Origin of the sequence: Clostridium paraputrificum, assembly GCF_900447045.1 — a bacterium.
GTDB classification, from domain to species: domain Bacteria; phylum Bacillota; class Clostridia; order Clostridiales; family Clostridiaceae; genus Clostridium; species Clostridium paraputrificum.
This window is the reverse complement of sequence record NZ_UAWH01000014.1, coordinates 241,457-265,986: the sequence shown is the minus strand read 5'-3', so window position 1 is coordinate 265,986 and position 24,530 is coordinate 241,457. Positions and strand designations below refer to the sequence as shown.

Here is a 24,530-nt window from a genome sequence, read left to right as displayed (position 1 = left end):
GATTTAATGGATGGTGTAATTCTTAAAATTATAAATAATAAAACGACCTACGGATATGAAATATACGAAACATTACAATAGTTAGGTTTCACAGAGCTTGCTGAAAGCTCATTTTATCAACTATTATTAAGACTAGAAAAGAAAAAGTTAATTAAGGGCACTAAGAGACCCTCCCCTTTATGACCATGTAGAAAATACTACTCTCTTACCTCAGAAGGAGTAGAAGAAATGGAAAACTTTAGAATATCTTGGAATAAAATTAATTCGGAAGTTTCAAAACTTTGTATGTGAAATAATATTTATAAAAAGCCTTAGTATAGATGCATTTTTTATTCATCAAATACTAAGACTTAAATTATACTCTTTATTTAATATCTCTTATTCTATTAATATACGCTTGTATATATGGGGAATCTGTTTTTATTGCACTAACATCTTTTCCATTATACATTTTCATCCTAATTAGAACATTTCTTTTTAGTACATTCTTGCCTCTCCACCCACAAGATGTATTCTTTAATGTGGATTTAAATTCTCCATTCCCCATATTAACTATATTATCGCTGTAATCTTTCTCCATAAATTCTAGTGGTTTAAACCCTTCTATATGAGAAAACTTTATTTCTTCATTATATGGACATCTTAGTTGACAACTATCACACCCAAAAGTTCTTCCCTTCAATGCCTTAATTTCCCACTCTTCTAAATCCTTTTTTTGAGTAATATATGATAAACATATATTAGAATTTTTTCTATTAGGATTAATTGACTTTGTAGGACACTCTCCAAAACAAATAGAACATTCTCCACATTCTTTATGTTTCATAAGTTCTTCAAAGTTACCATTATCATCATCATACATTTCTAAATCTGTAATTACTTCTCCTAAAAATACATAGGAACCATATTCTTTAGTAATTAACATATTGTTCTTTCCTATAAAACCTACACCGGCTAAATAAGCTATATACCTTTCAGGTAAGGTGTTGCTATCTACAAAGGATATAGCCTTTCCACCCTTTACTCTTATAAATTCACAAATTTTATCTAGGTAATCCTTTAGTACCATGTGATAATCATTACCTCTAGTATATAATGAAAATCCATTATCAAAATGTTCCTGGTCATGAAGATAAGGGAAAGCTATAGAAATTATAGTCTTTCCCTCTTCCATATAATGATTTGGATTTATCCTTTTTTGAATATCTTCCTCTTCAAACTCATTTTGTATATTTAATTTTTTTCTATTTTCATAGAACTCTTCAAGCTCACTAAATTTTCTGCACTTTACAAAACCAATGTTTGTTAATCCTAAACTGTTGCAGTATGACAAAACTTCTTCCTTTAAACTCATTTTTTATATCACCATATCATTAAATATTTTTTTCTTTGCTCCCCTAAAGTCACTTATTTCAATAATAGTAGCACTAGTTCTAATAATATTTTTTGCTGGAATTCCTACTGCTGTTGCTCCTTCTGGAACATCTTTAACAACTACAGCATTAGCTCCTATCTTTGCATTATTTCCAACTTTTATAGGTCCTAATACTTTAGCCCCTGCACCTATTACCACTCCATTACCTATAGTAGGATGCCTTTTCCCTTTATCTTTTCCTGTTCCTCCAAGTGTTACACCATGATAAATTAAAACATCGTCACCAATCTCTGCTGTTTCTCCAATAACAACACCCATTCCGTGATCTATACATAAGCCTTTACCTATGGTAGCACCTGGATGAATCTCTATTCCAGTAAAGAATCTAGCTATTTGCGATATTAATCTAGCTAAGAAAAACCATTTATGCTTATATAAAAAATGTGATAATTTATGAGCAATCTGTACATGAATACATGGATACAATAGTAATACTTCTAATTTGCTTCTTGCTGCTGGATCATTTTCTACAATTCTGCTTAAGTTATAATTTAAAGTTTTGAACATTGCCACAACTCCTTTGTTTCTATTTTCTAGTCATATAAACCCATTGATATATATTTTTCTCCTCCATCTGGAGCAATAGCAAGAATCTTCTTGCCCTTTCCTACCTTCTTAGCTAACTCTATTGCTGCAAACACTGCTGCTCCTGATGATATTCCTATTAATACACCTTCTTGTGCAGCAAAGTCTTTTGCAGTTTTAAATGCATCTTCATCTGTCACTTGTACTACTTCATCTATAATTGAACTATCGTAATTTCCCGGAACAAATCCTGCCCCTATACCTTGTATCTTATGTGCTCCTGGATTTCCTCCACTTAAAACTGGTGATTTAGATGGTTCAACTGCAACTACCTTTAATCCACTTATTTTTTCCTTTAAATTTTTTCCAACACCTGTTACAGTTCCACCTGTTCCAACTCCTGAAATAAAGTAATCTAAATCATTTATATCTTCAAATATTTCTTCTGCTGTTGTAGCATAGTGCTTTTCTGGATTTGCTATATTTTCGAATTGTTGTGGAATAAAGTATCCACCTTGTTTTTCATATTCTAGGGCTTTTTCTATAGCACCTTTCATTCCCTTGCTACCTTCTGTTAATACAAGCTCTGCTCCATATGCCTTGATTAAATCTCTTCTTTCTTTACTCATTGTTTCAGGCATAATTATTATAACCTTATATCCCTTTAATTTTCCTATCATAGCTAAACCTATTCCAGTATTCCCACTTGTTGGCTCAACTATTGTTACTCCTGGTTTTAATAATCCTTCTTTTTCAGCCTTTTCAATCATTCCTAAAGCAGCCCTATCCTTAACGCTACCACCTGGATTAAATTTTTCTAGCTTTACATATACCTCTGCACTATTTTCTTCAACTAAACTATTCACCTTAAGCACTGGTGTTTTTCCTACTAATTCTAATATTCCATTATAGATCATGTTTAAAAACCTCCTAAAATTTATTGTATTAATATCTTTATTTTGCCTAGGGTGAAAGCCATCCCGGAATGTTTAGCTAAAACTTTCATCCTAACTTTTTTATAAATAAAAAAACCCCGGCTCTATTAATTATAGAGACGAAGTAAAATTCGCGGTTCCACTCTAATTGGATTTTAAAAATCCCACTCTTTTATCAGGTACGTGCACATACCTTATCACTATAACGGGTGAACCCGGAAAATCTTACTACTATTTCAGACCTCAACTCCAAAGGGCACTTCACAATTAATATGGATGAAAAGTTCTCAACTACCTTTTCTCTCTGTAAACCTCATAAAAGTTACTTTCCTTCTTCACTGTTTTTAATTCAGAGTATTTTGCTATGCTTTATAATCTTATTATATGCTTTATCCTGAAATTGTCAACAGTTTTTTGTTTTTTCTTTATACAATAACAAAGAGAAACTGTAAAACAATTTCTCTTCTAAATTACTCCTTATTTAATTGATTTGTTCTTCTTTTTCCATAATGGATAAAATTCTTCATCTATTATATCATGAATTAATACTATACCAATTAACCTATTATCTTCATCTACAACAGCTGTTGATAATAAATCGTACTTAGCAGCCTTATCTATTACTTCTTCTATAGATTCGGTATGCTTAACTGTGGTAATATTTTCTTCCATAAGTTCTGAAAGCTTTTTCTTACCATCACTTAATAATAGATCTCTTAATATTACTAACCCTTTAATTTTATCTTCTTCATCAGTTACATAAATATAATACATAACTTCTTCATCAGGCTGCATTTCCTTAAGTATTTCAACTGTTTCTTCTACAGTAACATTTAGCCCAAAAGAAATAAATTCTTTTGTCATTATACTACCTGCTGTTTCATCTTCATATCTTAAAAGTTCTTGTACTTCTTCTGCATCCTCATGCTCCAAGTTTACTAAGACCTTTTCTTTTTCTTCTTCATCTAATTCATCTAATAAATCAGCGATTTCATCATTACCCATATTTTCTAGCAATTCAGCCGTTTTAACTTCTGATAAATCCTTAATTATGCTCCCTTTATATTCGTCTTCAATTTCTTCGAAAGTTTCAGCAGCTAAATCCTCATCTAAGGATTCAAATAATGCTCTTCTTGAACTTTCATCTAGATCTTCTAATATATCAGCTAAATCAGCTGGATGTAAGGCTGTTAATTTCTTATAAGACTTTGATAACTGCAGGTTATTATTAACCATTTCTATAGACTCAACATCATCCCACATTAATATCTTATCTTCATAATCTTTCTTTAGGAACTTATATAACACCTTACCAACACCACTCATGCCCATTCTTCTGAATTTAGCCAATGGTCCTGTTTCTACAGCTACAACTCTATACTCTCCAGCAATTTCAGCCATTCTCATATCATTAACTCTAACAACCTGTTTACCGTTAATATCTACTATATTCTTATCTAATAAATTCCTAGATAATAAATAAGTATAAGTTCTAGCTAATATTTCCCTACTACCTACTGTCTTTATAACAATTCTTCCATTATCATCGTAAACACCTATGCTCTTAAACTCATAGTTAAATGTGGAACCATCTTTTTTCACCTTATATCCGATTACTCTTGGATATCCTTCATCAGTAGTTACATAAATATCTTTTAGGGAACCTAAAACATCATTAAACTCATCATAGATATTTTTTCCTAGTATCTGTGAATATAGAAAAACTGATAGTCTCTTCATAACGCTTCCTCCTTATTATCTAGAGGAAGAACATTATAAATTTATAAATAATGTAGAGCTTCCTCTAGGTTTACTTTTATTCAGTTTTGGCAATGACCTATGCTGAGGCCCACCCTCCATTATTTACACCACCTTTTATGTTTAAAAATTCCAAATATAGTTATACTCAAAAATAGCTGACAATAGTTGTCAGCACTTATCCTTCAATATTTATTATATTATATGACTTCTAAAAGTAAACAACTTTTTCCCATTTGTAAATGAAAAATCTCTATGTTAATATAAGTAGACAAGAATTAGTGGAAACCTCTTGGAATAATTTATCTGAATTGGAGTTTTTAAAATGAAATTAGCTAAAGATTTTTTACCTATTTGTAAAGAAGATTTATTAAAAAGAAATATAGAACAATTAGACTTTATTATAGTTACAGGAGATGCATATGTAGACCATCCATCCTTTGGTACAGCAATTATTGGACGTACTTTAGAGGCACAAGGATTTAAAGTTGGCGTTATTGCTCAACCAAATTGGAACAATGCAGACGACTTTAAAAAACTTGGTAAGCCTAAGTATGCCTTCCTTGTTAACTCTGGAAATATAGATTCTATGGTTAACCATTATACTGCTGCTAAGAAGAAAAGACATGACGATTTTTACTCTCCAGGTGGTAAAAGTGGATACAGACCAGATAGAGCTGTAATAGTTTATTGTAATAGAGTAAGAGAAGCCTATAAAGATGTACCAATAGTTATTGGAGGTATAGAAGCAAGCTTAAGAAGATTTGCTCATTATGACTACTGGGACAATAAAGTTAGAAGAAGTATTTTAGTTGATTCTAAAGCAGACCTTTTAATATATGGTATGGGTGAAAAGACTATTGTTCAAATAGCTGAAATGTTTAAATATGGTGCGAGTGCAAATAGTTTAACAGGCATTAGAGGGACTTGTTATTTAACAAAGGATACCTTAGGCTTAGATAAATATATAACTGTACCTTCTTTTGAGGAAGTATCTACAGATACAACTGCTTATGGTGATGCATTTAAAGTTGAATACTATGAACAAGACCCTATTAGAGGAAATGGAATAATACAAAAACATGGTGATAGATATTTAGTTCAAAATCCACCTCAAGTTCCTTTAACTAATGAGGAAATGAACTTTACATATGATTTACCTTTTATGAGAACCTATCACCCTTGTTATGAAAAACTAGGGGGAATCCCAGCTATACAAGAAGTTAAGTTTTCTATTACAAGTCATAGAGGGTGTTATGGTTCATGTTCATTCTGTGCCTTAACTTTCCACCAAGGTAGAATAATCCAAACTAGAGATGGGGATTCAATTGTTGAAGAAGCAAAACTTCTTACAACTTTACCTGATTTTAAGGGATATATTCATGATGTTGGTGGACCAACAGCTGACTTTAGACACAGAGCTTGTAATGTTCAAAAAGAGCATGGTGCTTGCAAACATAAACAATGTATGTTCCCAAAACCATGTAAAAATCTTATTATAGATCATAATGAATACTTATCTGTTTTAAGAAGGGTTAGATCTATAAAAGGAATTAAAAAGGTATTTGTTCGTTCAGGTTTAAGATATGATTATATGATTCATGATAAAGATGATACATTTTTTAAAGAATTATGTGAGCATCATATAAGCGGACAACTAAAGGTTGCTCCTGAGCATGTTACTCCTAGAGTTTTAGCTCAAATGGGTAAACCAACAAGAGAAGTGTATGATAGATTTGTTAATAAATATTTTGATATAAACAAGAAACTAGGTAAAAAGCAATATTTAGTTCCTTATTTAATGTCTTCTCACCCTGGATCAGATTTAAATGCTGCAATTGAGTTAGCTCAATATGTTAAAAGCATGGGATATACACCTGAACAAGTTCAAGATTTCTACCCTACACCAGGTAGCTTATCTACAACAATATACTATATAGGATATAATCCATTAACAGGAGAAAAGGTATATACTCCAAAAACTCAAGAAGAAAAAAATATGCAAAGAGCTCTAATTCAATTTGGAGTTCCTAAGAACTATGAAATAGTTAAAAAAGCTTTAATTAAAGCTGGTAGAGAAGATTTAATTGGTAGTGGAAAAGATTGCTTAATACCTGCAAAACCACCAAGAAATAATAGTGGAAAAAAAGTAAAATCTAACATTTCTAAAAAAATACAAAATAATACTAGAAGTAATGAAGATGCTCCTAAAAGAAAATCAAATCATAGTAAATCTTCTAGAAAGAAAAGAAACAGGTAATAAATAATTAATAAGGAGAGAAATTGCTTTGCAATTTCTCTTTAATTCTATAAAAATAAAAAACTTTGCAAAAGCAAAGTTTTAACCAAAGTTATTAATTAATTCATAACTTTTTAAAGGTGTTTATTGCAAATCCCATTATCATAAGAAATATTCCATCACCAAAAATGGGATATGGAAATAATCTTAGCCCTCCCAAATACAATATATTCTCTAATATTACCACTAATGATGCAATTATTAAATATATCATACCTTTTTTATTGTTATGGGGTTTATCTAAAAAATATACACAATAAATTAAAAGACTCCCAATGATTACTAATGAACCTAAAAATAATGCTGTTTCGTTATATATCTTTATTACATATCCATAAATAGGATTAAAGACAACCTTCCCCTTCATAGTAAACATTGTTGCCACATATAATATAACTAATACTACTGCAATAATGTAGTTGATGTTAAAACTCAACTTATCCCATCTTAAATATACATACGCCAAAGCTAAAATCATTAATGGTATTGCAAGATGATTTAAAAATAGTAATGGCTTTAACATATATACAAATCTACCATCTTTCATTATGCATAACAAAAATAACCCTATGTATCTTAAAACAAAAAGACTCATTACCACCATCATATATGCTTTTATCTTCTTTGGAGAAACCTTCAAATTCTTTTTCATTAAGAAAATAAGCAAAAAAATTATAAGTAACAAGAAAATATAATAGGCTAAATTCACTCTGAACACTCCTAACTTACTCTACTGTTACTTATAATTATTAAAAAATATACTATTTTATTCCTAAAACTTTTATTCCACCTTTTATACATCTAATTCTTAGTGGAAAATCTGGTCCCTTTTCTCCATCAATATCAACAACAATATCTTCCTCTGACTCAATTAAAATATCATCAGTTTTAAAATATATTACTTTATCTGAATCTAAATGCTCTCCCTTAAGTATCTTTATAAATAAAGGTAATATCTCTATTATTGGTACTGCCTTTATCATAATAACATCAAGATATCCATCATTAACATCAGCTCTAGTTGCTAACTTAAAGTTTCCTGCTGTCTGTCCATTAAAAACAAGTATTAAATACATTTCACCATCAAAATCTACTTCCTTAGATTTTAAGTGAACCTTTAATCTTCTAAAATTAGGAATTTCCTCTATACCCTTAAGATAATATGCAAGTTTCCCTATTGTATTTTTTAAGTTCAAGTCAGTTTTTTGAGATACATCTGTAAACAATCCTGAACTTGCTACATTTATAAAGTACTTATCATTTATTTTTCCTATATCAACCGCTTTCGGCTCAGATTCAAGTATTTGATTACATGCCTTTGTAACATCTGAAGGAATACCTATAAACTTACCAAAATCATTTGCCGTACCAACTGGTAGTATTCCTATTGGTAAATCAATTCCTCTGTTCATCATTGCATTAACCACTGAGTCTACTGTACCGTCACCACCAGCAACTAATACATAATTATAATCTTTATCTATAATGTCAAAAGCTTCATCAATATCCTTATCTTTTTGTATTCTATATGGAACTACTTGATATCCTTTTTCTTGATGCAACTTCATTACTTTATCTAATTCATGTAATATAATATTTTCACCTGAGTATGGGTTATATATGAACCTAACCTTTTTCATAATATACCTCCGCTCTAATAATACTACAGAGGATTATATCACCAATACCAAATATTGTCGAGAAACTCCTCTTTAAGTTAATAAAAATTTAAGATTACTATAACTACATTAAGATTATCTTAAATGTATATTTCCTCTTATATTATATTAATTTATATGATATAATTATTCATTGTAAACAAAAGTAATTTTAGGAGTGATTATATGAGAAAAAGCTGTATTCCTAACATATTTACTTTCATTAACTTGTCATGTGGTGTATTTTCACTACTTTCAACTTTTGAAAAACAATATGTTTTAGCAAGTATTTTCATACTTATAGCTGGTTTAGTTGATAGGTACGATGGAAGAGTTGCTAGATTTCTACAAGTATCAAGCGACTTAGGAAAAGAACTAGACTCATTAGCTGATTTAGTATCTTTTGGTGTAGCTCCATCTGTATTAATATATATATTATTTAATTTAAATACTTTTGGACCAAAGGGAATTTTAGGAATAATACTTTTAATTGCTTTCCCAATCTGTGGTGCATATAGATTAGCAAGATATAATACATCTTCCTTTGATGGTGTTTTTACAGGTGTTCCTATAACAATTACAGGTTGCTTCCTTGCTGCATTCGCTTTAATTGCGAACTATGCACAAGCACCAGTATTTTTAGCTATTATTTTTATGATTTTAGGTGCTTACTTAATGGTTAGCAAAATACATCTTAAAAAGATTTAACTTAAGTTTTTAATTTATATAAATAAAGAATTCTGTTCTACAGAATTCTTTATTTATATCTAATTGTGGTAATCTATATCATCATGTATTTCTGTTAATATACTCTCTTTTTGTGTATTAGCGACTATAACCTCATTTTTTAGTGAACAATATTTTACATAAGAACCTTCACACTTTTTTATTGTCTTTAATAAATCATCTATAAGCTCTCCAACATCATCTATTCTTTCTAAAGCATGCTTTATTTCACTCTTTTTTATTACTGATGTAGCATGTAAATCTACTGTACTACTTATTAGTAACCTATATATTTCTATATAATTTCTTAACATAGTACTCATATTATTTAAATCTTCATAGTGACTTCTTATTAAACTATCATATCCCATTCCTTAACTCCTAAACATTTATATATTAAAATATATTCTACGAATTCATTTTAATGTATATATAAAAAGGTGCCTCAAATTTATATATTTGAAACACCTCTCTAAATTTAACTATTAACTTTCTACAACTTTTTCTTCTTCTTCTTCAGAAATTTCTATTACTTCTGCTTCATTATCTTCTACTATTTCTACATCTTCAATTATGTCTTTACTTCTTGTTTCTTCTTGTTCACTTGAAGAATATTCTTCATCCGCCTCTTCCAAAATACTATCCTCAGTACTATCTTCTGTTTCTTCTTCTCCTCTCATTTCCCCTACAGGTTCTTCTATAACTCCTTCCTCTTTTATGTCTATATTAGAACCATTTTCTTCTCTTTCACTTACTACATTTACTTCATTGTCTTCAACTACTTCATTACCTTCAGTTGAATCCAATACTTCTCTTTTTTCTTTCTCTTCACCTGCTTCTACATCCATAGACCTAAATAAGTTATCTTCAAATTCTAAATCATCTTTTTCTACTACTGGATAAAAATATTTATCTGGTAAATTATAATACATCATTCTCCTCCTAGGAATTACTTAACTTTACAATAAGGTTTGAAGTAAGACTTTGGATAATTACATAAAGGACAATTTTTAGGTGCTTCTGTTCCTTCATGTATATAACCGCAGTTCATACATTGCCATAATGAAGGACCTATACTCTTAAATATCTCATCTTCTTTTATCTTATCTGCTAACTTTATAAATCTTTCTTCATGGGCTTCTTCAGTCTCTTGGAGCTCTTTATAAAAATCTGCGATATCATAAAAGCCTTCTTTTCTAGCTACATTTTCAAAATCTTTATAAGTTCTATTTGCTTCTTGTGCTTCACCTTTTGCAGCATCCCTAAGGTTAGCTTCTGTATTATTTATTTTACAAAGATACTTTTTTAACACTTCTCTAGCATGAGCCTTTTCATTTCCTGCAGTTTCTTCAAATATCTCTGCTACCCATCTATATCCTTCTTTTCTTGCCTGTTCAGCATACAGTGAGTATTTTGTATTTGCTCTTGATTCTCCTGCAAATGTTTTATAAAGGTTTTTTTCAGTTTCACTACCTTTAAGATTCATTTTATTCTCCTAAGTATTTCTTACTCATCTATAAATTATTCATTTCTCTATCTATTTGTTACTCTCTGTTACTGTTATCTTTTTATCTACATCACAGTTAATATAGAATTCCTTATTGTCTTTATTTTTAGTTAACAATCTAACCTTATATCCCCATAACTGTTGAACATACTTTAATGTTTCTTTTGCATAAGTTGCCTCTAGCTCTCTTCCATCATATACATGTTCTAACGTTAAGGTAAGGTCTCTTGTATTTAAATCTGTCACTCTTATATATGGGATTGATCCTAATCCAGCAGTAAAAGCTAAATTATCTCTAATTTCTTTCCAACCACCTTCATCTGATACTTCTTCTATTACATAATCAAAACTTTTTTTACCATATTGGAACAAATTTAACTCCTCACATAATTCTTGTGTTAGATATCTTCTTATAAATGAAGCATCTCTTTCCATGTCCCTAACTTCAAATATCTTATCTTTTCCATACCTTCTTTCTATATCTTCAAACATTTTAAAGCCTACATAGTATGGATTTAATCCCCCTAATATAGGAGCAACCACATCATTATGCCTTTTCAAAAACTCAAAATGTAATCCCTCTGGTAAATCTAAGCTCTTTAAAATATTATAATGCCAATAGCTTGCCCAACCTTCATTCATAGTCTTAGTTTCTATTTGTGGCATAAAATATTCAGTTTCCCTTTTAACTATTCTAACAATATCCTTTTCCCACTCTTCTAACTTTCCATATTTAATAATAAACCCTACAACATCATCATAAGGCTCTAAAGGAATCTTATCTAAAATAGGTTCTTCTATTACCATATCCATATCAAGTATACTTTTATTTTCAATAGCCTTTTTATAATCATCTATTCTATTCTTTCGTATTTCCTCATCTGTAATTTCTTTTCTTCCAATTACTCTACCTATGTTATATCTTATTGCATGAGCAGCATCTAAAATTCTTTCTACTTTTTCATACCCTATTCCTGGAGCATTAATATATTCTCTAATAATTTCTCCATCAAGCTTAAACACCTCTAATGCTAATTTAGCTCTAGTTCCCTCTTTAAAAAGTCTATTATTTTTAAAAAAGTCATTATGACCATATACATGTGCCATAGTTAGTATTTGTAAGGGAAGAGTATTCTCTCTCATTAAGTATGCTAAGCAAGGATTAGAGTTAATTACCATTTCATATGGTAAACCTGTTAAATTAAAGGAATACAGTGTTTTATTTTTTTCATAAGACTTACCAAAGCTCCAATGAGGATACCTAGAAGGCATACCTACGTATGCCTCATATCCTAACATTTCGTTAAACCCTATAATTTCAAATTCTTGAGGATAGAAATTTAAGCCAAGCTCCTTAGCCTTACTTTCTATAACCTCATTCCATTCAATTAAATCTTTTAAAACATATTCCAAGCCTACTCCTCCTTTAGTTCCTTACTAAGCATTAACTTTAACGCCTCCCATAAGTCCTTTTTTTCTTTAACTATTACAGGTATAAAGTTTTCTTCATTTATTTGTTTTAAAAACCTATAATACATAGTTGTAGAGTAAGTAGAAGGTAATAGCTCTGCATATCCAAACATGTTACTTACTGAACATAATTCTTTTACTGCTTTCATTGCTCTTTCATTATCTTCTGTCCAGTTATCCCCATCTGAAGCATAAACAGGGTAAATATTCCACACTTCTGGTGGATACTTTTCTTTTATTAAATCTAAAGCTAGTCTTACCCCACTAGATATATAGGTTCCACCAGATTCTGCTTTGTGGAAAAACTCATATTCATCTACCCTCTTTGCTACAGTTGTATGAGAGATAAATTCAAAAGCAATATTATTATATTTACGTCTTAAAAATTTAGATAATACAAAGAAAAAAGATCTAGCTAAATATTTTTTAGTACTATCCATAGAGCCTGATACATCCATGATAAATATCATAACTGCATTACTTTCTCTTTTAGGCTTTTTCTTTACTCTATAATACCTTAAATCCTCTTCTCTAAAAGGGAACCTTTCTATCTCTATTTCTACCCCCTCTTCTGCTAACGCTCTCTTTTTACCCTGCTTTCTAGCAATTTTAGACATAACAGTCTTCTTTTTTGCTAAACGGGGATTAATTCCATATCTCTGATACCCCTTCTTTTTACCTGAACTTTCAGTAACAATCTCAGAGTACTTTTTCTTATCTAAATTTGGCAAATCTAGGTCTTCAGTAATATAATCTAGAAGTTCCTCTAATGTTATTTCCGTTTCATATATGTCTTCTCCTTCTCTATTTCCTGCTCCACCTTTTCCATTTGCTCCTTGTGGCTTGCCACTACCTATTTTATCCCCTCTTTTTTCTTCCCCCGTACCAGAAGCTACTCCTTTTGAATTTTTTCCGTAAACAAATTGATATTCCTTTATTCCTCTAATTGGAATTTTAAACTTTTTATTTTTACCTTCCCCTATAATACTTTCTTCTGATAAAATATCTCCTAAGTTTTCTTTTATAGACTTTTCTACTAGCTGCCTATGTCTTCTTCTATCTTCTATGGACCTATCGTGTTCTACTGCATTCTCACTATTATCTCTAAAGATTGCCATCTAGTTTCAATCCTTCCACAAATTATTTGCAGCATACTTTAAGATAACGTCACAACAATGCATACAATATCCATTATTCTTCATTTCCTCTACCATTGCATTGTACTTTTCTGCCTGTTCTTTATCTCTTACCCTAGATTTAGTTATTATTCTTGAAAGGTCCTTTACTGATGCTATAAGTTTCTTTTCTATAGCCTCTTTTAATGGTTCATAGGATGTATAATCTATCTTTGCCCCGCTTCTTACTAGATAGAACATATATGAGGTTACATCTGCCCTAAATCCCTTACTAGAAGATTCAGAAACTCCTATTTGCTCTTCAATATTTCTCATAAACTCTTCATCTGGATTTAATTCTTCACCAGTAGAAGTATCTTTTATTTTACTCTTATTAACAAAAGCTTCTGCATTATCTATATAATTATTAAAAAGACTTTCAGCCTGTTCTCTAAATGAATGAATAAAGGCCTTTGTAATTTCCTTCTCTAACATCTTGTTATATTCTTTCCTAATAGTGTCTTGTATAAATCCTAGATACTTCTTCTTATCATCAGCTCCAATATCCATCTCCTTAATTGATTTTATTATGCTCTCCATTATGCTTAATGGATTGATACAGTCACACTCTGAGTTTGATAATGCATTATCTATTGCTTTTATAATAAATCTAGTTGATATCCCCTTCATACCCTCATAAGTTCCTGATTCTTCTCTAAGCTCCATAATATCTATTCTCTTAGTTGTTCCCTTTTCTACAATTTCTTCACCATTATAAATTTTTAACTTTGTCATAGGATCAACTTTAGTTGATGGAGAAAGTCTTGAAAGAATTGCAAACATAGCAGCAACCTCAATTGTATGTGGAGCTATATGTGCTTTAAAGTTACTCTTTTTAATTATTTTTTGATAAATCTTCATTTCCTCATCTAACTCTAAGCAATATGGAACCTCTATTTTTACTATTCTATCTAAAATAGCTTCGTTGGTATGATCTGATTTAAATTTATTCCATTCTGCTTCATTTGAATGAGCAATTATAAGTCCATCAAAATAAATCATCGATCCTTTTCCTGGAGATGGCACAGACTTTTCTTGAGTAGCTGTAATTATTGTATGAAGATATTCAACATCATTTTTAAATACCTCTATAAACTCAACAAGCCCCCTATTACCAACATTAAAGGCACCATTTAGAGAAAAAATTCTTGGATCATCCTCAGCATACATGTCCATTTTAGAAATATCTATTGAACCTGTTAATATAGATGTATCTTGATTGTTAGGATCTACTGGTGGTACTACTCCAATACCCTTTCTTGATCTTATTGAGAAAGTCTTTGTTTCCACAGGAAACTCTTCATACTTCCCATTGTAATCATGCATTAACCTATATCTACATACAGGACATAAATCTCCTTCTATTTGTACTCCTAATAGTTCTTCAAATTTTGGTCTTAAATGTTTAGGAATTAGATGTAGTGGTTCTTCATGCATCGGACAACCCTTAAGAGCATATATAGGATTAGCTTCTTCCAATGCCTTCTTTAAGCTTTCAACTAAAGATGACTTTCCAGCTCCAACAGGCCCAACTAAATAAAGAACTTGCCTAGATTCTTCTCCCTTCATAGATGCAGAATTGAAGTAATTAACAAGTTTCATAATAACCTTGTCTATTCCATAAAAATCATTCTTAAAAAAATCATATTTTCTTATAGTTTCATTACCATATATCTTTTTAACCCTGGGATTCTCTTCAGCTTTTAGTAATTCAACCCCTTTGCCTACTATAATGTCATACATTCTTTTATGCGCTAGTTTAGCAATATCAGGATTTGACTTTATAATTTCAAGATAATCCAAAAAATTCCCTTCAAATTTCTGCTTGTTTCTAGCCTCTCTATCGCTTTCTATAAATTCTTTGAAGTTCATATGCACTCCCTCCTTTTACTTAAAATATATTCACCAAAAGTTATAGAGTATTCCTATCAAAGAATTTTTAATGAATAATAAGACTATTAATATAACTTTTTTCACAAATAATTTATTCCTAAATGAAAACTAATTTACCTTTATAAACTTACAGTAAACACCTATACTTCATTAAATATGTAAATTAGTATACTAAAACCGTAAAAGGATACATATTCATAGTTTATTCTTTCGCTACATGGACAACATAAGATTGTACAATATTTGTACAATCTTTTTAAATATAAGGAGGTAGACAGGTATGTCTTCAAACAATAGTGGTAACAGAAATTTAGTTCCAGAAGCTAAAAAAGGATTAAATACTTTTAGAAATGAAGTAGCTTCAAGTTTTGGATTACAAGACTATGAAAATACTGACAAGGGTAACCTAACTTCTAAACAAAATGGAAGTGTCGGTGGAGAAATGGTTAAGAGAATGGTTCAACAATACGAAAATTCACTTAAATAATATAACAAAAAAGGTAGGGAGGATATTTATTTTGTTTGTTCCGTGGAAAGTTCCAAGTCACATGGAAACAAATATCCCCCACTCCTACTATAGGTAAGCAAAAAGAGAAGTTGTTTACCAACTTCTCTCCTATTTATTCATTAGATAGTAATTTCAGAATTTCATCTCCATACTTCTCTACTTTCTTCTCACCAACACCTCTAACTTGGAGTAATTCTTCAATACTCTTTGGTAATCGATTTACAATTGATATAAGTGATGAGTCTGAAAAAATAATGTATGGTTTAATATTTTCTTTAATAGCCTTACTTTTTCTCCAAAGCTTTAATTTATGGAATAATTCTTCATCTATAGGCTTTTCATCTTCTTTTACTAATAAGTACATGTCTGCTTTACCTAAAAGTATATCCATAGATTTATTATTTAACTTTAACATAGAATATGTTCCCTCCTTTAAGCTAACATATCCCTGTGTAAGCATTTCATTAATTATAGCTTTTATAAATGATGAACTATAGTCCTTCATTAACGAAAAAGTTGTTATTTTGTCTAAGTTTTTCTCTATTATTTTAGGTCCTTTTATACCTCTTAAAATATCAATTAATACTGATATACCGTAATTTTCACGGGTTCTATATACAGTTGACAAAATAATTTGTCCTTCCCTAGTAAAGTCCCTTACTTCATCATTTCCCAGGCAATTACTACAATTTCCACAATAATTTCTAGACCATTCCTTATTAAAATACTTTAATAAAAATGCTCTATAACAACCATCTTCTTCACAAAAGTCTATCATAGACTGAAGTTTTCTTAAGGCAATTTCCTTACGTTTAAACCCACTACTTTTATTTAATATAAACTCTACTCTTCGTATATCATCTCTATTATAAAAAAGATAACACTTACAAGCTTCCCCATCTCTTCCCCCTCTACCAATTTCTTGATAATAAGATTCAAGATTTTTAGGAATTGTACAATGAACTATGTATCTTACATTTGATTTATCTATTCCCATACCAAATGCATTAGTAGCTACCATAATATTTGTTCTTTCAAATAAAAAATCATCTTGAGCTTTTTCCTTATCATAATCTTCTAGCCCTCCATGATACATTGATACATTATACCCATACTCCCTTAAATAAGTATATAAATTTTCCACTTCTTTTCTAGACAAACAGTATATTATTCCAGATTCATCTTCATGCTCTCTTATAATATCCTTAATTCCTTCTAACTTATCCTCTTCTTTGAAAATATTAATAGAAAGATTTTCTCTATTTATATCACCTACATATTTTATTGGATTTCTTAGTCCTAAAAGATTCATAGAATCCTCTTTAACTTCATCTGTAGCAGTACCTGTAAATGCAGATATAACTGGCCTATTAGGTAACAAATCCACAAAAGGTTTTATATATCTATAACTAATTCTAAAATCATGTCCCCATTCTGAAACACAGTGTGCTTCATCTACCGCCACCTGCGAAATATGTAAATTTCTTATCATTTGAACAAAAACTTTAGACTCTAATCTCTCTGGTGCAATATATATTAATTTATATAAACCTAAAGATGCATCCTTAAGTATATCCTTTATTTCCTCCATACTTTGAGTGCTATTTATATATGTAGCAGTAATACCATTCTCCTTAAGGGAGTCTACTTGATCCTTCATTAAGGATATTAAAGGAGATATTACTAAGGTAACACCATTCATTATTAAGGCTGGTATTTGATAGCAAATTGACTTACCAGCGCCTGTTGGCATTATACAAAAAACATCCTTCTTAGATAGAATATTAAAAATTATGTTCATTTGCCCTGGTCTAAAGCTATTATATCCATAAAATTTTTTTAATGCATATAAAGCTGTATCTTTGATATTCAAATACTCACCTCTTTCTATATTTCTTTACTATTGTCCATTTTACAATATTTTAATCAATAAAAAAAGAGAACAAAACTTTTCTAACTGTTGATATCTTTAAAAATGTATAAGCTATTATTCCTCCACCTATACAGCTAATACAAAATGGTATAACATAAGCAAACAGTGCAACTTCTTTACCTAAGATTAAAGTTGAAATGGGATATGCAACTAAGGCCCCTATAAAGCCTGTCCCAATTATTTCTCCTAATAATCCTGCTTTTATATTATTAAACTTTTTATATAAAACACCTGATAAAAATGCTCCTATCATACTCCCTGGAAAGGCTAAAAGACTGCCAGTACCTAAAATATTTCTAAGGGTAGAAGCTATAAATGCATTTCCTAAAGCATATCCTGGACCTAATGTAACAGCTGTAACCACATTTACAAAATGTTGTACTAGGGACATTCTTGCTCCAAATATAGGAATTGAAAAAGTTCCCAATATAGTTGCTATTGCTATAAGCACACCACTTAATGCTAATTTTTTTGATGATCCCTTTTTCTCCATATTTACCTCCAATTCGTAAAAAAATCGTCAATATAAACTTACCGAGTCTTCGATTTTTTCATCACACTCTGCTTTAAGAAAAGCATGTGAGCAAAAGACCAATCTCATATAATTTTTTTAATTCTTTAGGCATAAATTAGCGAATATATAGCCAAATTGTTGAAGTTATCCTCAATTAATAATAAATCTACTTTCCTAAAGAATAAAAAAGCGTAGCCTAATAGGGCCACGCAAATAAACTTTTATATTTTTAATTTATCACTTCCCTACGATGGTTCTAACCATATCAGGTTCAAGGGTTTAGGAACTTTCTTTCCATTCTCAGCCAGAGCACTAGCTCCCCTAGTAAATTTATGTAATTTTCACTTTTATCTTACCAGTTTTACTCTTCTCCGTAAACTTTCTTTTTTAGCATTAATCCTGCTTTAGTTATAGCAACTCCACCTAAAGCAGTTTCTCTTAATGATGCTGGAAGAGATTTACCTACCTTATACATTGCAGAAACTGCATCATCAAAAGGTATTTTTGATTCTACACCTGCCATAACCAAATCAGCTGTACATAAAGCACTAATAGCTCCCGAAGAATTTCTTTTTGCGCATGGTATTTCAACTAATCCAGCAACTGGGTCACATACTAGTCCAAGTACATTCTTTAGTACTATTGCACCTGCATCTAAACTCATCTTAGGAGTACCACCCATCATTTCTACTACAGCTGCTGCTCCCATTGCTGAAGCTGAACCACATTCTGCTTGGCATCCACCTTCTGCTCCAGCTAGTGTTGCATTCATACCTATTATCATTCCCACAGCTGCTGATGCAAATAATCCTTCTATCATTTCATCTTCTGTTTTATTTAATCTTTTTCCTGCTGCTAAAATAACTGCCGGTAATATTCCACAAGAACCTGCAGTAGGACATGCTACAATTTTCCCCATAGCTGCATTTACTTCTGATGAGGATAATGCCATAGCCATGGCTAATACCATAGTATCCCCTGTTAATGTTTCTCCTTTTTCAAGATACTTTTTTAATTTATATGCATCTCCACCTATAAGACCACTAACTGAATAAACTTCTTTTTCCATTCCCTCGTTAGCAGATGTTATCATAACATGTAGATTTTTTCTCATCTTTTCAAAAAGTTCTTCTCTTGATATTCCCTTATCTTCTATTTCATATCTTATAGCATATTCGCTAAGAGATATATTCTCCTCTTGGCAAATTTTCAAAAGTTCTTCTCCACTTCTTGCTATATCCATTATTCCTCCTCCTTAACTGGATTTATTCTAATAACTCTACTTATAGAATCTATCCCTTTAATTTCATCTATTACATCATCGTTTAATCTATTATCTACTTCAAATACCATTGTAGCACCCTTACCTCTTTGCTTTCTAAAAACCTTCATAAAAGCAATATTTATGTGTTCTTTATAAAGTATCGAGGTAACATTAGAAACTGCTCCAGGTACATCTTGGTGAGATATTATTAATGTTGGATAATCTCCAGTAAATTCCACCTTATTGCCATTTACTTCTGTTATCTGTATACTTCCTCCACCAATGGAAGAACCTATAACTTCACAGTAATTTCCTTTCTTAGTTTCCATAATAAACTTAACAGTATTTGGGTGAGCATCTCCTAAATCTGTTTCTATAAATTCAAATTCTAACCCTTCTCTCTTAGCAATTTCTAGAGACTCTCTTAATCTTATATCACTAGGCTCCATTCCAAGTATTCCAGCAACTAATGCTCTATCTGTTCCATGTCCCTTATAGGTTTTCCCAAAAGAACCATGCAATAAAAACTTTACGCTTTTTAAGGGACCATTAGCTACAGATCTTGCTACTTTTCCAAGTCTTGCAGCTCCTGCAGTGTGAGAACTTGATGGACCAACCATTATAGGACCTAAAATATCAAAAACGCCTACGCTCTTCATAAAACCTCTCCTTAATCATTAGTTATTTTACTTTTAGTTTAAGTAATTTTATCTGTATTATCAATCTTTATTTTGCTATACTTAATTTATGGAATTTATTCCCCCCACAACAATGAAAGGGATTTTTTTATGAACATTATTCTTAATATAATTTTTGGTTTTGCAATCTTCCTAGGAATATTATTTGCTTTATATTTCTTATTAAACATATGTGATTTTTATGGAAATCAAAGAGAGTTACATCTTAAAATATTTTTCAAAGATAAAATGAACTTTTTCTGTGCTGCTTTACTACTTTTATATATGTCTGTTGTTGAAACTACAACTATAGGAATAATTTTATTTTTTGTTTTGCTTTTTGTTTCTTTTGTCTTTAATCTAGTAATGTTTTCTAGAGATAGCATGGTTCTATTTAATAATAAATTTAAATATGAGAGCATAAGGTGCGTAACTGTTAAATGGGACAAAGGTTCTCCCCAAAAAATTATCTCCTTTGAATTTAATGATAAAGCGAAAAAGTTATCTTATATTCTTAAAGCTGGAGATATTGATTATCTAATAGAGAAATTAGAAAATAAAAATGTTGCAGTTAAAAAGTTAAGTAGATAGTTTAATATTAATACTGATAAAAGAGAATCTATAGCAAGGATTCTCTTTTTTATTGTTGTATATTTACATATTTATATAAATATATATTTTGGGGAATTATTATAAGAAAATTTCTTTTCTTAATAATAAAAATAATATTATTTTTATTATTAAGATTAAGCTATTTAAAAAGAGAAGTTACTTAGCAACCTCTCTTCAATATTTATAAAAACAACTTCCTCCAATGAATTCTCTTAAGATGGAATTCTCTGGCACATCACTGAATTCAATTTCTTTAAAGAAGTTTAAAAATGATCTTAACCTCACAGCTTCATTATACACCGGACTACCTGGCTTTATTTTCTCAAGTTCTTTTATAGCATATGGTTTTAATACACATAATTCATATACTAATGTTGAGTTAAACATTGCATCAGCTTCCTCTTGATATACAAAAATGTTTTTTCTTTCTCCTCTTTTAATTGAAGGCCACATCATTAAAGTTTCTTCTGCTCCATAACCTCTTGATAAATAGTCTCTAACTATTCTTCTAACTTTTCTTACATCTGTTGTTGCAATTCTATTATGGTTATCAAGATTTAATTGAGTTAAGGCAGATATATATATTTTATATTTTTTATCATCTTCTATAGCATCTGTTAATGATGGATTTAATCCATGAATTCCTTCAACGATAATTACACCATTTCCAGGTAATTTTAGTTTATGACCATTCCATTCACGACTTCCTGTCTTAAAATTATAACTTGGGATCTCTACTTCCTTACCATCTAAAAGATATTTTAGATTTTTATTAAACAACTTTAAGTCAATAGATTCAATTGATTCAAAATCATATTCTCCGTTTTCATCCCTTGGAGTATGAACTCTATCTACAAAATAATCATCTAAAGATATTGGTATTGGATTTAGCCCATTAACTCTTAGTTGTATTCCAAGCCTATTCGCAAAAGTAGTTTTTCCAGAAGAAGATGGGCCAGCAATTAAAACTACCTTTACATTCTTCTTTGCTGAAATACTATCTGCTAAATAAGCTATTTTCTTTTCATGTAGTGCTTCAGAAACTAAAATTAAATTGGTAAGTCCTTTACTTATAATCTTTTCATTTAGACTTCCAACTTCCCCTACTCCAAGTATATCCAACCATCTTTCTGTCTCATAAAAAATATTAGCTAATGACTTTTGCTCCTTAAACTCAGGTAATACTGTAACATCCTCTTCTGTAGGATTTCTTAAAACAAAACCATGAGCATATGGTATAAGGTCAAAGGCCTTTATTATTCCAGTTGAATATGCCATTTGTCCGTAAAAATAATCATATCTTCCATCTAATTCATATAACTTAACCGTCTTTAAATCAACTTGCTTTAATAATTTAACCTTATCCATCATTCCATAGTCTTCAAATATCTTTATTGCTTCTTCCTTAGATACTTGAACTTTATTTATTGGAATATCTCTCTCAATTAAATCTTCCATATGTTTTCTTATTTTATTTATATCTTCTTTATTTAAAGGTTGAGTTTTATAAATCTCACCAAATGTTCCTTTTGAAATAGAATGCTCTATTTTAATAATTGCATCTTTAAAAATATCTAGAGTAGCCTTTATAAAGATATATTGAAGAGTTCTTGAATATATCTTCCATCCTATTTCACTATTTGCATCAATTAACTTTATATCTCCATCAGCTGGTATTTCCATAGCTAATTCATAATAATCTCCATTTAACTCACATAAAACTACTAAGCTATCTATAGCATATTCTTTTACAACATCTTTAAAAGTAGTACCTTTTTTCACCTTAATTTTTTTATTCCCAATAGTAAGATTTAAGTAATTCATATAATTCTCTCCCTTCTTACAAATCCTTTGATTTTTTCATTAGTATTATTATACACCTCTCTACATATTGTTCAAAAAAGTCATTATTTTCGTGAATATTTAATATTGTTTTTACAAATAGTATGTGCGAGAGGTGTTTATTATGTTCATAGTATTTATAAGAACCGCAATTCTTTATTCACTAGTAGTAATTGTGATGAGGCTTATGGGCAAAAGACAAATTGGAGAACTTCAACCTTATGAATTTGTTATTACTATTATGATTTCAGATTTAGCTGCTCTTCCAATGCAGGATACTAAATTCCCTTTACTTCTTGGAATAATTCCAATAATTACATTACTACTTATGAAAACTTTATTATCTCAACTTCAGCTAAAAAGCCAATTTGCTAGAAAGATAATAGATGGTGAACCAACAATACTTATATTTAAAGGTAAGATTAATTTTTTAGGTATTAAAAAGCAGCAAATTAATATTGATGAACTAATGGAAGAAATTCGTTTATCAGGATACTTTGATTTAAATGAAATTCAATACGCTATATTAGAAAATAACGGTCAACTTTCTATATTACCTACTAGCCAATCATCTAGCGGTGGTGGCACTCAAAAAAGTGATAGTGATGCTTCTGTATCAACGCCTGCAAAAAAAGATAGCAGTAGTTCTTCATCAAATCAAGAACCAATGTTACCTAAAATATTAGTTATGGATGGTAAGGTAAATAAAAACGCCCTTACTACATTGGGGAAAGATGAAGAATGGGTAAAAAAAGTGCTTAGAAATCATAACATTCATTCAATTAAAGATGTTCTACTAGCCCTATATGATACAAAGGGGAAATTTCAATATCAACTATATGATGATTATGAAAAGGAGTGTAGTAAATGCGAAATACAATAATATCTGTTATTGCTTTCTTAGGTTTATTCGGCTTTGTATTTTATGCTAATAATTCCTTAAATGAATTATGTTATGATATTATAGAATCTAATGATGAAATAAGAGTGTGCATAGAAAATAAGGACTGGGATACTGCATATCTTACTGCATTAAATGTCATTGAAGAAATAGAAGAAAGTAAGAAGATAGCTGCTGTATATGTTAATCATTGCGAGGTAGACAATATTCTAAGTGAAGCTACAAGATTATGTACTTACATAAAATCTCAAGATATAACTGAAAGCTTAGTCTCAAATGAAATTGTGGAAAATTTAGCTGAAAATATTATAGATATTAATATTCCTAATATACAAAATATATTTTAATAAAAAAATGGGATGGATATTTATTTTGCTTGTTCCGTCGCAAGCTCCAAAATATCTATCCCCTTCTTACTTAAGGTTATGAAATCGTAATAACTCCTTTTATTTACAGACAATTAAATTTCTATGCTTTCTTAAATAATAAAAAGAAGCTATCTAATTTTGTAAGATAGCTTCTTTTTATTATTCACAATGAAATGTTGCACAAAGTGTTTCTCCAATAGCACTTGCAGAAATTCCTGCTATATCTATATGTTCAGCATCACACATTCCTTGACTATTATATACGCAATTCTTAGCTTCACATGCAACTTCTAAATGCATTTCAGGTTCCATTGCATCATTTGTAAAAGCTTCTGATTTTTCTTCAAAGCTTTGGCAACATGTATTAGTAGGTGCTTCAGCTTTATGCCCCCCTACTTCTATGTTATTAAGACAACAACATTCACTTTTGTTAAAAGCACATGATTCAACACAACAATTTAATTTTGTCATACTATCCCTCCTAATTTTTATTAACAGAAATAGTATTTGTTTACTTAAGCTTTATTATT

The 24,530-nt window shown here is 30.2% G+C and carries 24 protein-coding genes, 1 riboswitch and 1 other annotated feature; of the genes, 6 read left to right on the top strand and 18 right to left on the bottom strand.

The features are described from left to right. Positions 1–364 precede the first annotated feature (364 nt). The 4 genes from queG to DR024_RS06355 form a co-directional block, all read right to left on the bottom strand. Entirely contained in the window at positions 365–1,354 is a 990-nt protein-coding gene (gene queG, locus DR024_RS06370) for a tRNA epoxyqueuosine(34) reductase QueG (protein WP_111918354.1), read from the bottom strand. Positions 1,355–1,357: 3 nt separating this feature from the next. Beyond that, entirely contained in the window at positions 1,358–1,942 is a 585-nt protein-coding gene (epsC, locus tag DR024_RS06365) for a serine O-acetyltransferase EpsC (RefSeq protein ID WP_027098766.1), read from the bottom strand. 26 nt (positions 1,943–1,968) lie between these two features. Further along, positions 1,969–2,877, bottom strand: a complete 909-nt coding sequence (gene cysK, locus DR024_RS06360) for a cysteine synthase A (RefSeq protein WP_027098767.1) — start codon at positions 2,875–2,877, stop codon at positions 1,969–1,971. Positions 2,878–3,007: 130 nt separating this feature from the next. Continuing rightward, positions 3,008–3,243 (bottom strand) — a binding site (T-box leader). A 129-nt stretch (positions 3,244–3,372) separates the two neighbouring features. Further along, positions 3,373–4,635: a magnesium transporter MgtE N-terminal domain-containing protein gene (locus tag DR024_RS06355; RefSeq protein WP_027098768.1), complete on the bottom strand. Its 1,263-nt coding sequence runs from the start codon at positions 4,633–4,635 to the stop codon at positions 3,373–3,375. A 343-nt stretch (positions 4,636–4,978) separates the two neighbouring features. On the opposite strand from DR024_RS06355, the gene DR024_RS06350 reads away from it, so the two are divergent. After that, entirely contained in the window at positions 4,979–6,913 is a 1,935-nt protein-coding gene (locus tag DR024_RS06350) for a YgiQ family radical SAM protein (RefSeq protein WP_111918352.1), read from the top strand. 103 nt (positions 6,914–7,016) lie between these two features. On the opposite strand, the gene DR024_RS06345 is transcribed toward DR024_RS06350, so the two are convergent. Beyond that, positions 7,017–7,661, bottom strand: a complete 645-nt coding sequence (locus DR024_RS06345) for a hypothetical protein (RefSeq protein WP_027098770.1) — start codon at positions 7,659–7,661, stop codon at positions 7,017–7,019. A 52-nt stretch (positions 7,662–7,713) separates the two neighbouring features. After that, positions 7,714–8,592 carry a YegS/Rv2252/BmrU family lipid kinase gene (locus tag DR024_RS06340; protein WP_027098771.1) on the bottom strand — a complete coding sequence of 293 codons (879 nt, stop codon included), beginning with the start codon at positions 8,590–8,592 and terminating at the stop codon, positions 7,714–7,716. Between the two features lie 204 nt (positions 8,593–8,796). Here DR024_RS06340 and pssA point away from each other — a divergent pair, with 204 nt between their 5' ends. Further along, positions 8,797–9,318, top strand: coding sequence for a CDP-diacylglycerol--serine O-phosphatidyltransferase (pssA, locus tag DR024_RS06335; protein WP_027098772.1), 522 nt, complete (start codon positions 8,797–8,799; stop codon positions 9,316–9,318). A 59-nt stretch (positions 9,319–9,377) separates the two neighbouring features. On the opposite strand, the gene DR024_RS06330 is transcribed toward pssA, so the two are convergent. The 6 genes from DR024_RS06330 to DR024_RS06305 all read right to left on the bottom strand — a co-directional run bounded on the left by DR024_RS06330 (position 9,378) and on the right by DR024_RS06305 (position 15,360). Further along, positions 9,378–9,707 carry a hypothetical protein gene (locus tag DR024_RS06330; protein WP_027098773.1) on the bottom strand — a complete coding sequence of 110 codons (330 nt, stop codon included), beginning with the start codon at positions 9,705–9,707 and terminating at the stop codon, positions 9,378–9,380. A gap of 114 nt (positions 9,708–9,821) precedes the next feature. Next, positions 9,822–10,268 carry a hypothetical protein gene (locus DR024_RS06325; protein WP_065254841.1) on the bottom strand — a complete coding sequence of 149 codons (447 nt, stop codon included), beginning with the start codon at positions 10,266–10,268 and terminating at the stop codon, positions 9,822–9,824. A 17-nt stretch (positions 10,269–10,285) separates the two neighbouring features. Further along, positions 10,286–10,822 (bottom strand): rubrerythrin family protein, encoded by a 537-nt coding sequence (locus tag DR024_RS06320; protein ID WP_065254842.1) that lies wholly within the window; start codon positions 10,820–10,822, stop codon positions 10,286–10,288. A gap of 51 nt (positions 10,823–10,873) precedes the next feature. Further along, positions 10,874–12,256 (bottom strand): SpoVR family protein, encoded by a 1,383-nt coding sequence (locus tag DR024_RS06315; RefSeq protein WP_111918350.1) that lies wholly within the window; start codon positions 12,254–12,256, stop codon positions 10,874–10,876. A 2-nt stretch (positions 12,257–12,258) separates the two neighbouring features. Next, positions 12,259–13,431, bottom strand: coding sequence for a sporulation protein YhbH (gene yhbH, locus DR024_RS06310; RefSeq protein ID WP_027098777.1), 1,173 nt, complete (start codon positions 13,429–13,431; stop codon positions 12,259–12,261). A 6-nt stretch (positions 13,432–13,437) separates the two neighbouring features. Next, entirely contained in the window at positions 13,438–15,360 is a 1,923-nt protein-coding gene (locus DR024_RS06305; RefSeq protein WP_111918348.1) for a PrkA family serine protein kinase, read from the bottom strand. Positions 15,361–15,661: 301 nt separating this feature from the next. On the opposite strand from DR024_RS06305, the gene DR024_RS06300 reads away from it, so the two are divergent. Next, positions 15,662–15,868 (top strand): alpha/beta-type small acid-soluble spore protein, encoded by a 207-nt coding sequence (locus DR024_RS06300; protein WP_027098779.1) that lies wholly within the window; start codon positions 15,662–15,664, stop codon positions 15,866–15,868. A 133-nt stretch (positions 15,869–16,001) separates the two neighbouring features. Here the strand turns inward: DR024_RS06300 and recQ are convergent, their stop codons facing one another. From recQ to sdaAB, 4 genes are all read right to left on the bottom strand, one after another. Continuing rightward, positions 16,002–17,762, bottom strand: a complete 1,761-nt coding sequence (gene recQ / locus DR024_RS06295) for a DNA helicase RecQ (RefSeq protein WP_027098780.1) — start codon at positions 17,760–17,762, stop codon at positions 16,002–16,004. 49 nt (positions 17,763–17,811) lie between these two features. Continuing rightward, the gene (gene thiW, locus DR024_RS06290; protein WP_111918346.1) at positions 17,812–18,315 is read right to left on the bottom strand and encodes an energy coupling factor transporter S component ThiW; all 504 of its coding nucleotides are present in this window, start codon (positions 18,313–18,315) and stop codon (positions 17,812–17,814) included. A 246-nt stretch (positions 18,316–18,561) separates the two neighbouring features. Next, a riboswitch (TPP riboswitch) is annotated at positions 18,562–18,669 on the bottom strand. 28 nt (positions 18,670–18,697) lie between these two features. Next, a complete protein-coding gene (gene sdaAA / locus DR024_RS06285; protein ID WP_027098782.1) occupies positions 18,698–19,579 on the bottom strand; it encodes an L-serine ammonia-lyase, iron-sulfur-dependent, subunit alpha in 882 nt (293 codons plus the stop codon). Beyond that, positions 19,579–20,259, bottom strand: a complete 681-nt coding sequence (gene sdaAB / locus DR024_RS06280) for an L-serine ammonia-lyase, iron-sulfur-dependent subunit beta (protein ID WP_027098783.1) — start codon at positions 20,257–20,259, stop codon at positions 19,579–19,581. Before sdaAB ends, sdaAA begins: the two co-directional genes overlap by 1 nt. A 129-nt stretch (positions 20,260–20,388) precedes the next feature. Here sdaAB and DR024_RS06275 point away from each other — a divergent pair, with 129 nt between their 5' ends. Next, positions 20,389–20,868: a hypothetical protein gene (locus DR024_RS06275; protein ID WP_055254202.1), complete on the top strand. Its 480-nt coding sequence runs from the start codon at positions 20,389–20,391 to the stop codon at positions 20,866–20,868. 195 nt (positions 20,869–21,063) lie between these two features. Here the strand turns inward: DR024_RS06275 and DR024_RS06270 are convergent, their stop codons facing one another. Then, positions 21,064–22,713, bottom strand: a complete 1,650-nt coding sequence (locus DR024_RS06270) for a nucleoside kinase (RefSeq protein WP_111918344.1) — start codon at positions 22,711–22,713, stop codon at positions 21,064–21,066. A gap of 142 nt (positions 22,714–22,855) precedes the next feature. Between DR024_RS06270 and DR024_RS06265 the strand changes: the two genes are divergently transcribed. Further along, entirely contained in the window at positions 22,856–23,614 is a 759-nt protein-coding gene (locus tag DR024_RS06265) for a YetF domain-containing protein (protein ID WP_055254204.1), read from the top strand. Then, on the top strand, positions 23,599–23,979 hold the full coding sequence (locus tag DR024_RS06260; RefSeq protein WP_027099786.1) for a DUF4363 family protein: 381 nt from the start codon (positions 23,599–23,601) through the stop codon (positions 23,977–23,979). Before DR024_RS06265 ends, DR024_RS06260 begins: the two co-directional genes overlap by 16 nt. A gap of 180 nt (positions 23,980–24,159) precedes the next feature. Here DR024_RS06260 and DR024_RS06255 read toward each other — a convergent pair whose 3' ends face one another. Then, entirely contained in the window at positions 24,160–24,471 is a 312-nt protein-coding gene (locus tag DR024_RS06255; protein ID WP_027099787.1) for a DUF1540 domain-containing protein, read from the bottom strand. Between the last annotated feature and the right edge of the window lie 59 nt (positions 24,472–24,530).

Coding starts and splice junctions, on each gene's coding strand:
- queG (WP_111918354.1), bottom strand. CDS start 1,354: ATGAGTTTAAAGGAAGAAGTTTTGTCATACTGCAACAGTTTAGGATTA.
- epsC (WP_027098766.1), bottom strand. CDS start 1,942: ATGTTCAAAACTTTAAATTATAACTTAAGCAGAATTGTAGAAAATGAT.
- cysK (WP_027098767.1), bottom strand. CDS start 2,877: ATGATCTATAATGGAATATTAGAATTAGTAGGAAAAACACCAGTGCTT.
- DR024_RS06355 (WP_027098768.1), bottom strand. CDS start 4,635: ATGAAGAGACTATCAGTTTTTCTATATTCACAGATACTAGGAAAAAAT.
- DR024_RS06350 (WP_111918352.1), top strand. CDS start 4,979: ATGAAATTAGCTAAAGATTTTTTACCTATTTGTAAAGAAGATTTATTA.
- DR024_RS06340 (WP_027098771.1), bottom strand. CDS start 8,592: ATGAAAAAGGTTAGGTTCATATATAACCCATACTCAGGTGAAAATATT.
- pssA (WP_027098772.1), top strand. CDS start 8,797: ATGAGAAAAAGCTGTATTCCTAACATATTTACTTTCATTAACTTGTCA.
- DR024_RS06330 (WP_027098773.1), bottom strand. CDS start 9,707: ATGGGATATGATAGTTTAATAAGAAGTCACTATGAAGATTTAAATAAT.
- DR024_RS06325 (WP_065254841.1), bottom strand. CDS start 10,268: ATGTATTATAATTTACCAGATAAATATTTTTATCCAGTAGTAGAAAAA.
- DR024_RS06320 (WP_065254842.1), bottom strand. CDS start 10,822: ATGAATCTTAAAGGTAGTGAAACTGAAAAAAACCTTTATAAAACATTT.
- yhbH (WP_027098777.1), bottom strand. CDS start 13,431: ATGGCAATCTTTAGAGATAATAGTGAGAATGCAGTAGAACACGATAGG.
- DR024_RS06305 (WP_111918348.1), bottom strand. CDS start 15,360: ATGAACTTCAAAGAATTTATAGAAAGCGATAGAGAGGCTAGAAACAAG.
- DR024_RS06300 (WP_027098779.1), top strand. CDS start 15,662: ATGTCTTCAAACAATAGTGGTAACAGAAATTTAGTTCCAGAAGCTAAA.
- thiW (WP_111918346.1), bottom strand. CDS start 18,315: ATGGAGAAAAAGGGATCATCAAAAAAATTAGCATTAAGTGGTGTGCTT.
- sdaAA (WP_027098782.1), bottom strand. CDS start 19,579: ATGGATATAGCAAGAAGTGGAGAAGAACTTTTGAAAATTTGCCAAGAG.
- sdaAB (WP_027098783.1), bottom strand. CDS start 20,259: ATGAAGAGCGTAGGCGTTTTTGATATTTTAGGTCCTATAATGGTTGGT.
- DR024_RS06275 (WP_055254202.1), top strand. CDS start 20,389: ATGAACATTATTCTTAATATAATTTTTGGTTTTGCAATCTTCCTAGGA.
- DR024_RS06270 (WP_111918344.1), bottom strand. CDS start 22,713: ATGAATTACTTAAATCTTACTATTGGGAATAAAAAAATTAAGGTGAAA.
- DR024_RS06265 (WP_055254204.1), top strand. CDS start 22,856: ATGTTCATAGTATTTATAAGAACCGCAATTCTTTATTCACTAGTAGTA.
- DR024_RS06260 (WP_027099786.1), top strand. CDS start 23,599: ATGCGAAATACAATAATATCTGTTATTGCTTTCTTAGGTTTATTCGGC.
- DR024_RS06255 (WP_027099787.1), bottom strand. CDS start 24,471: ATGACAAAATTAAATTGTTGTGTTGAATCATGTGCTTTTAACAAAAGT.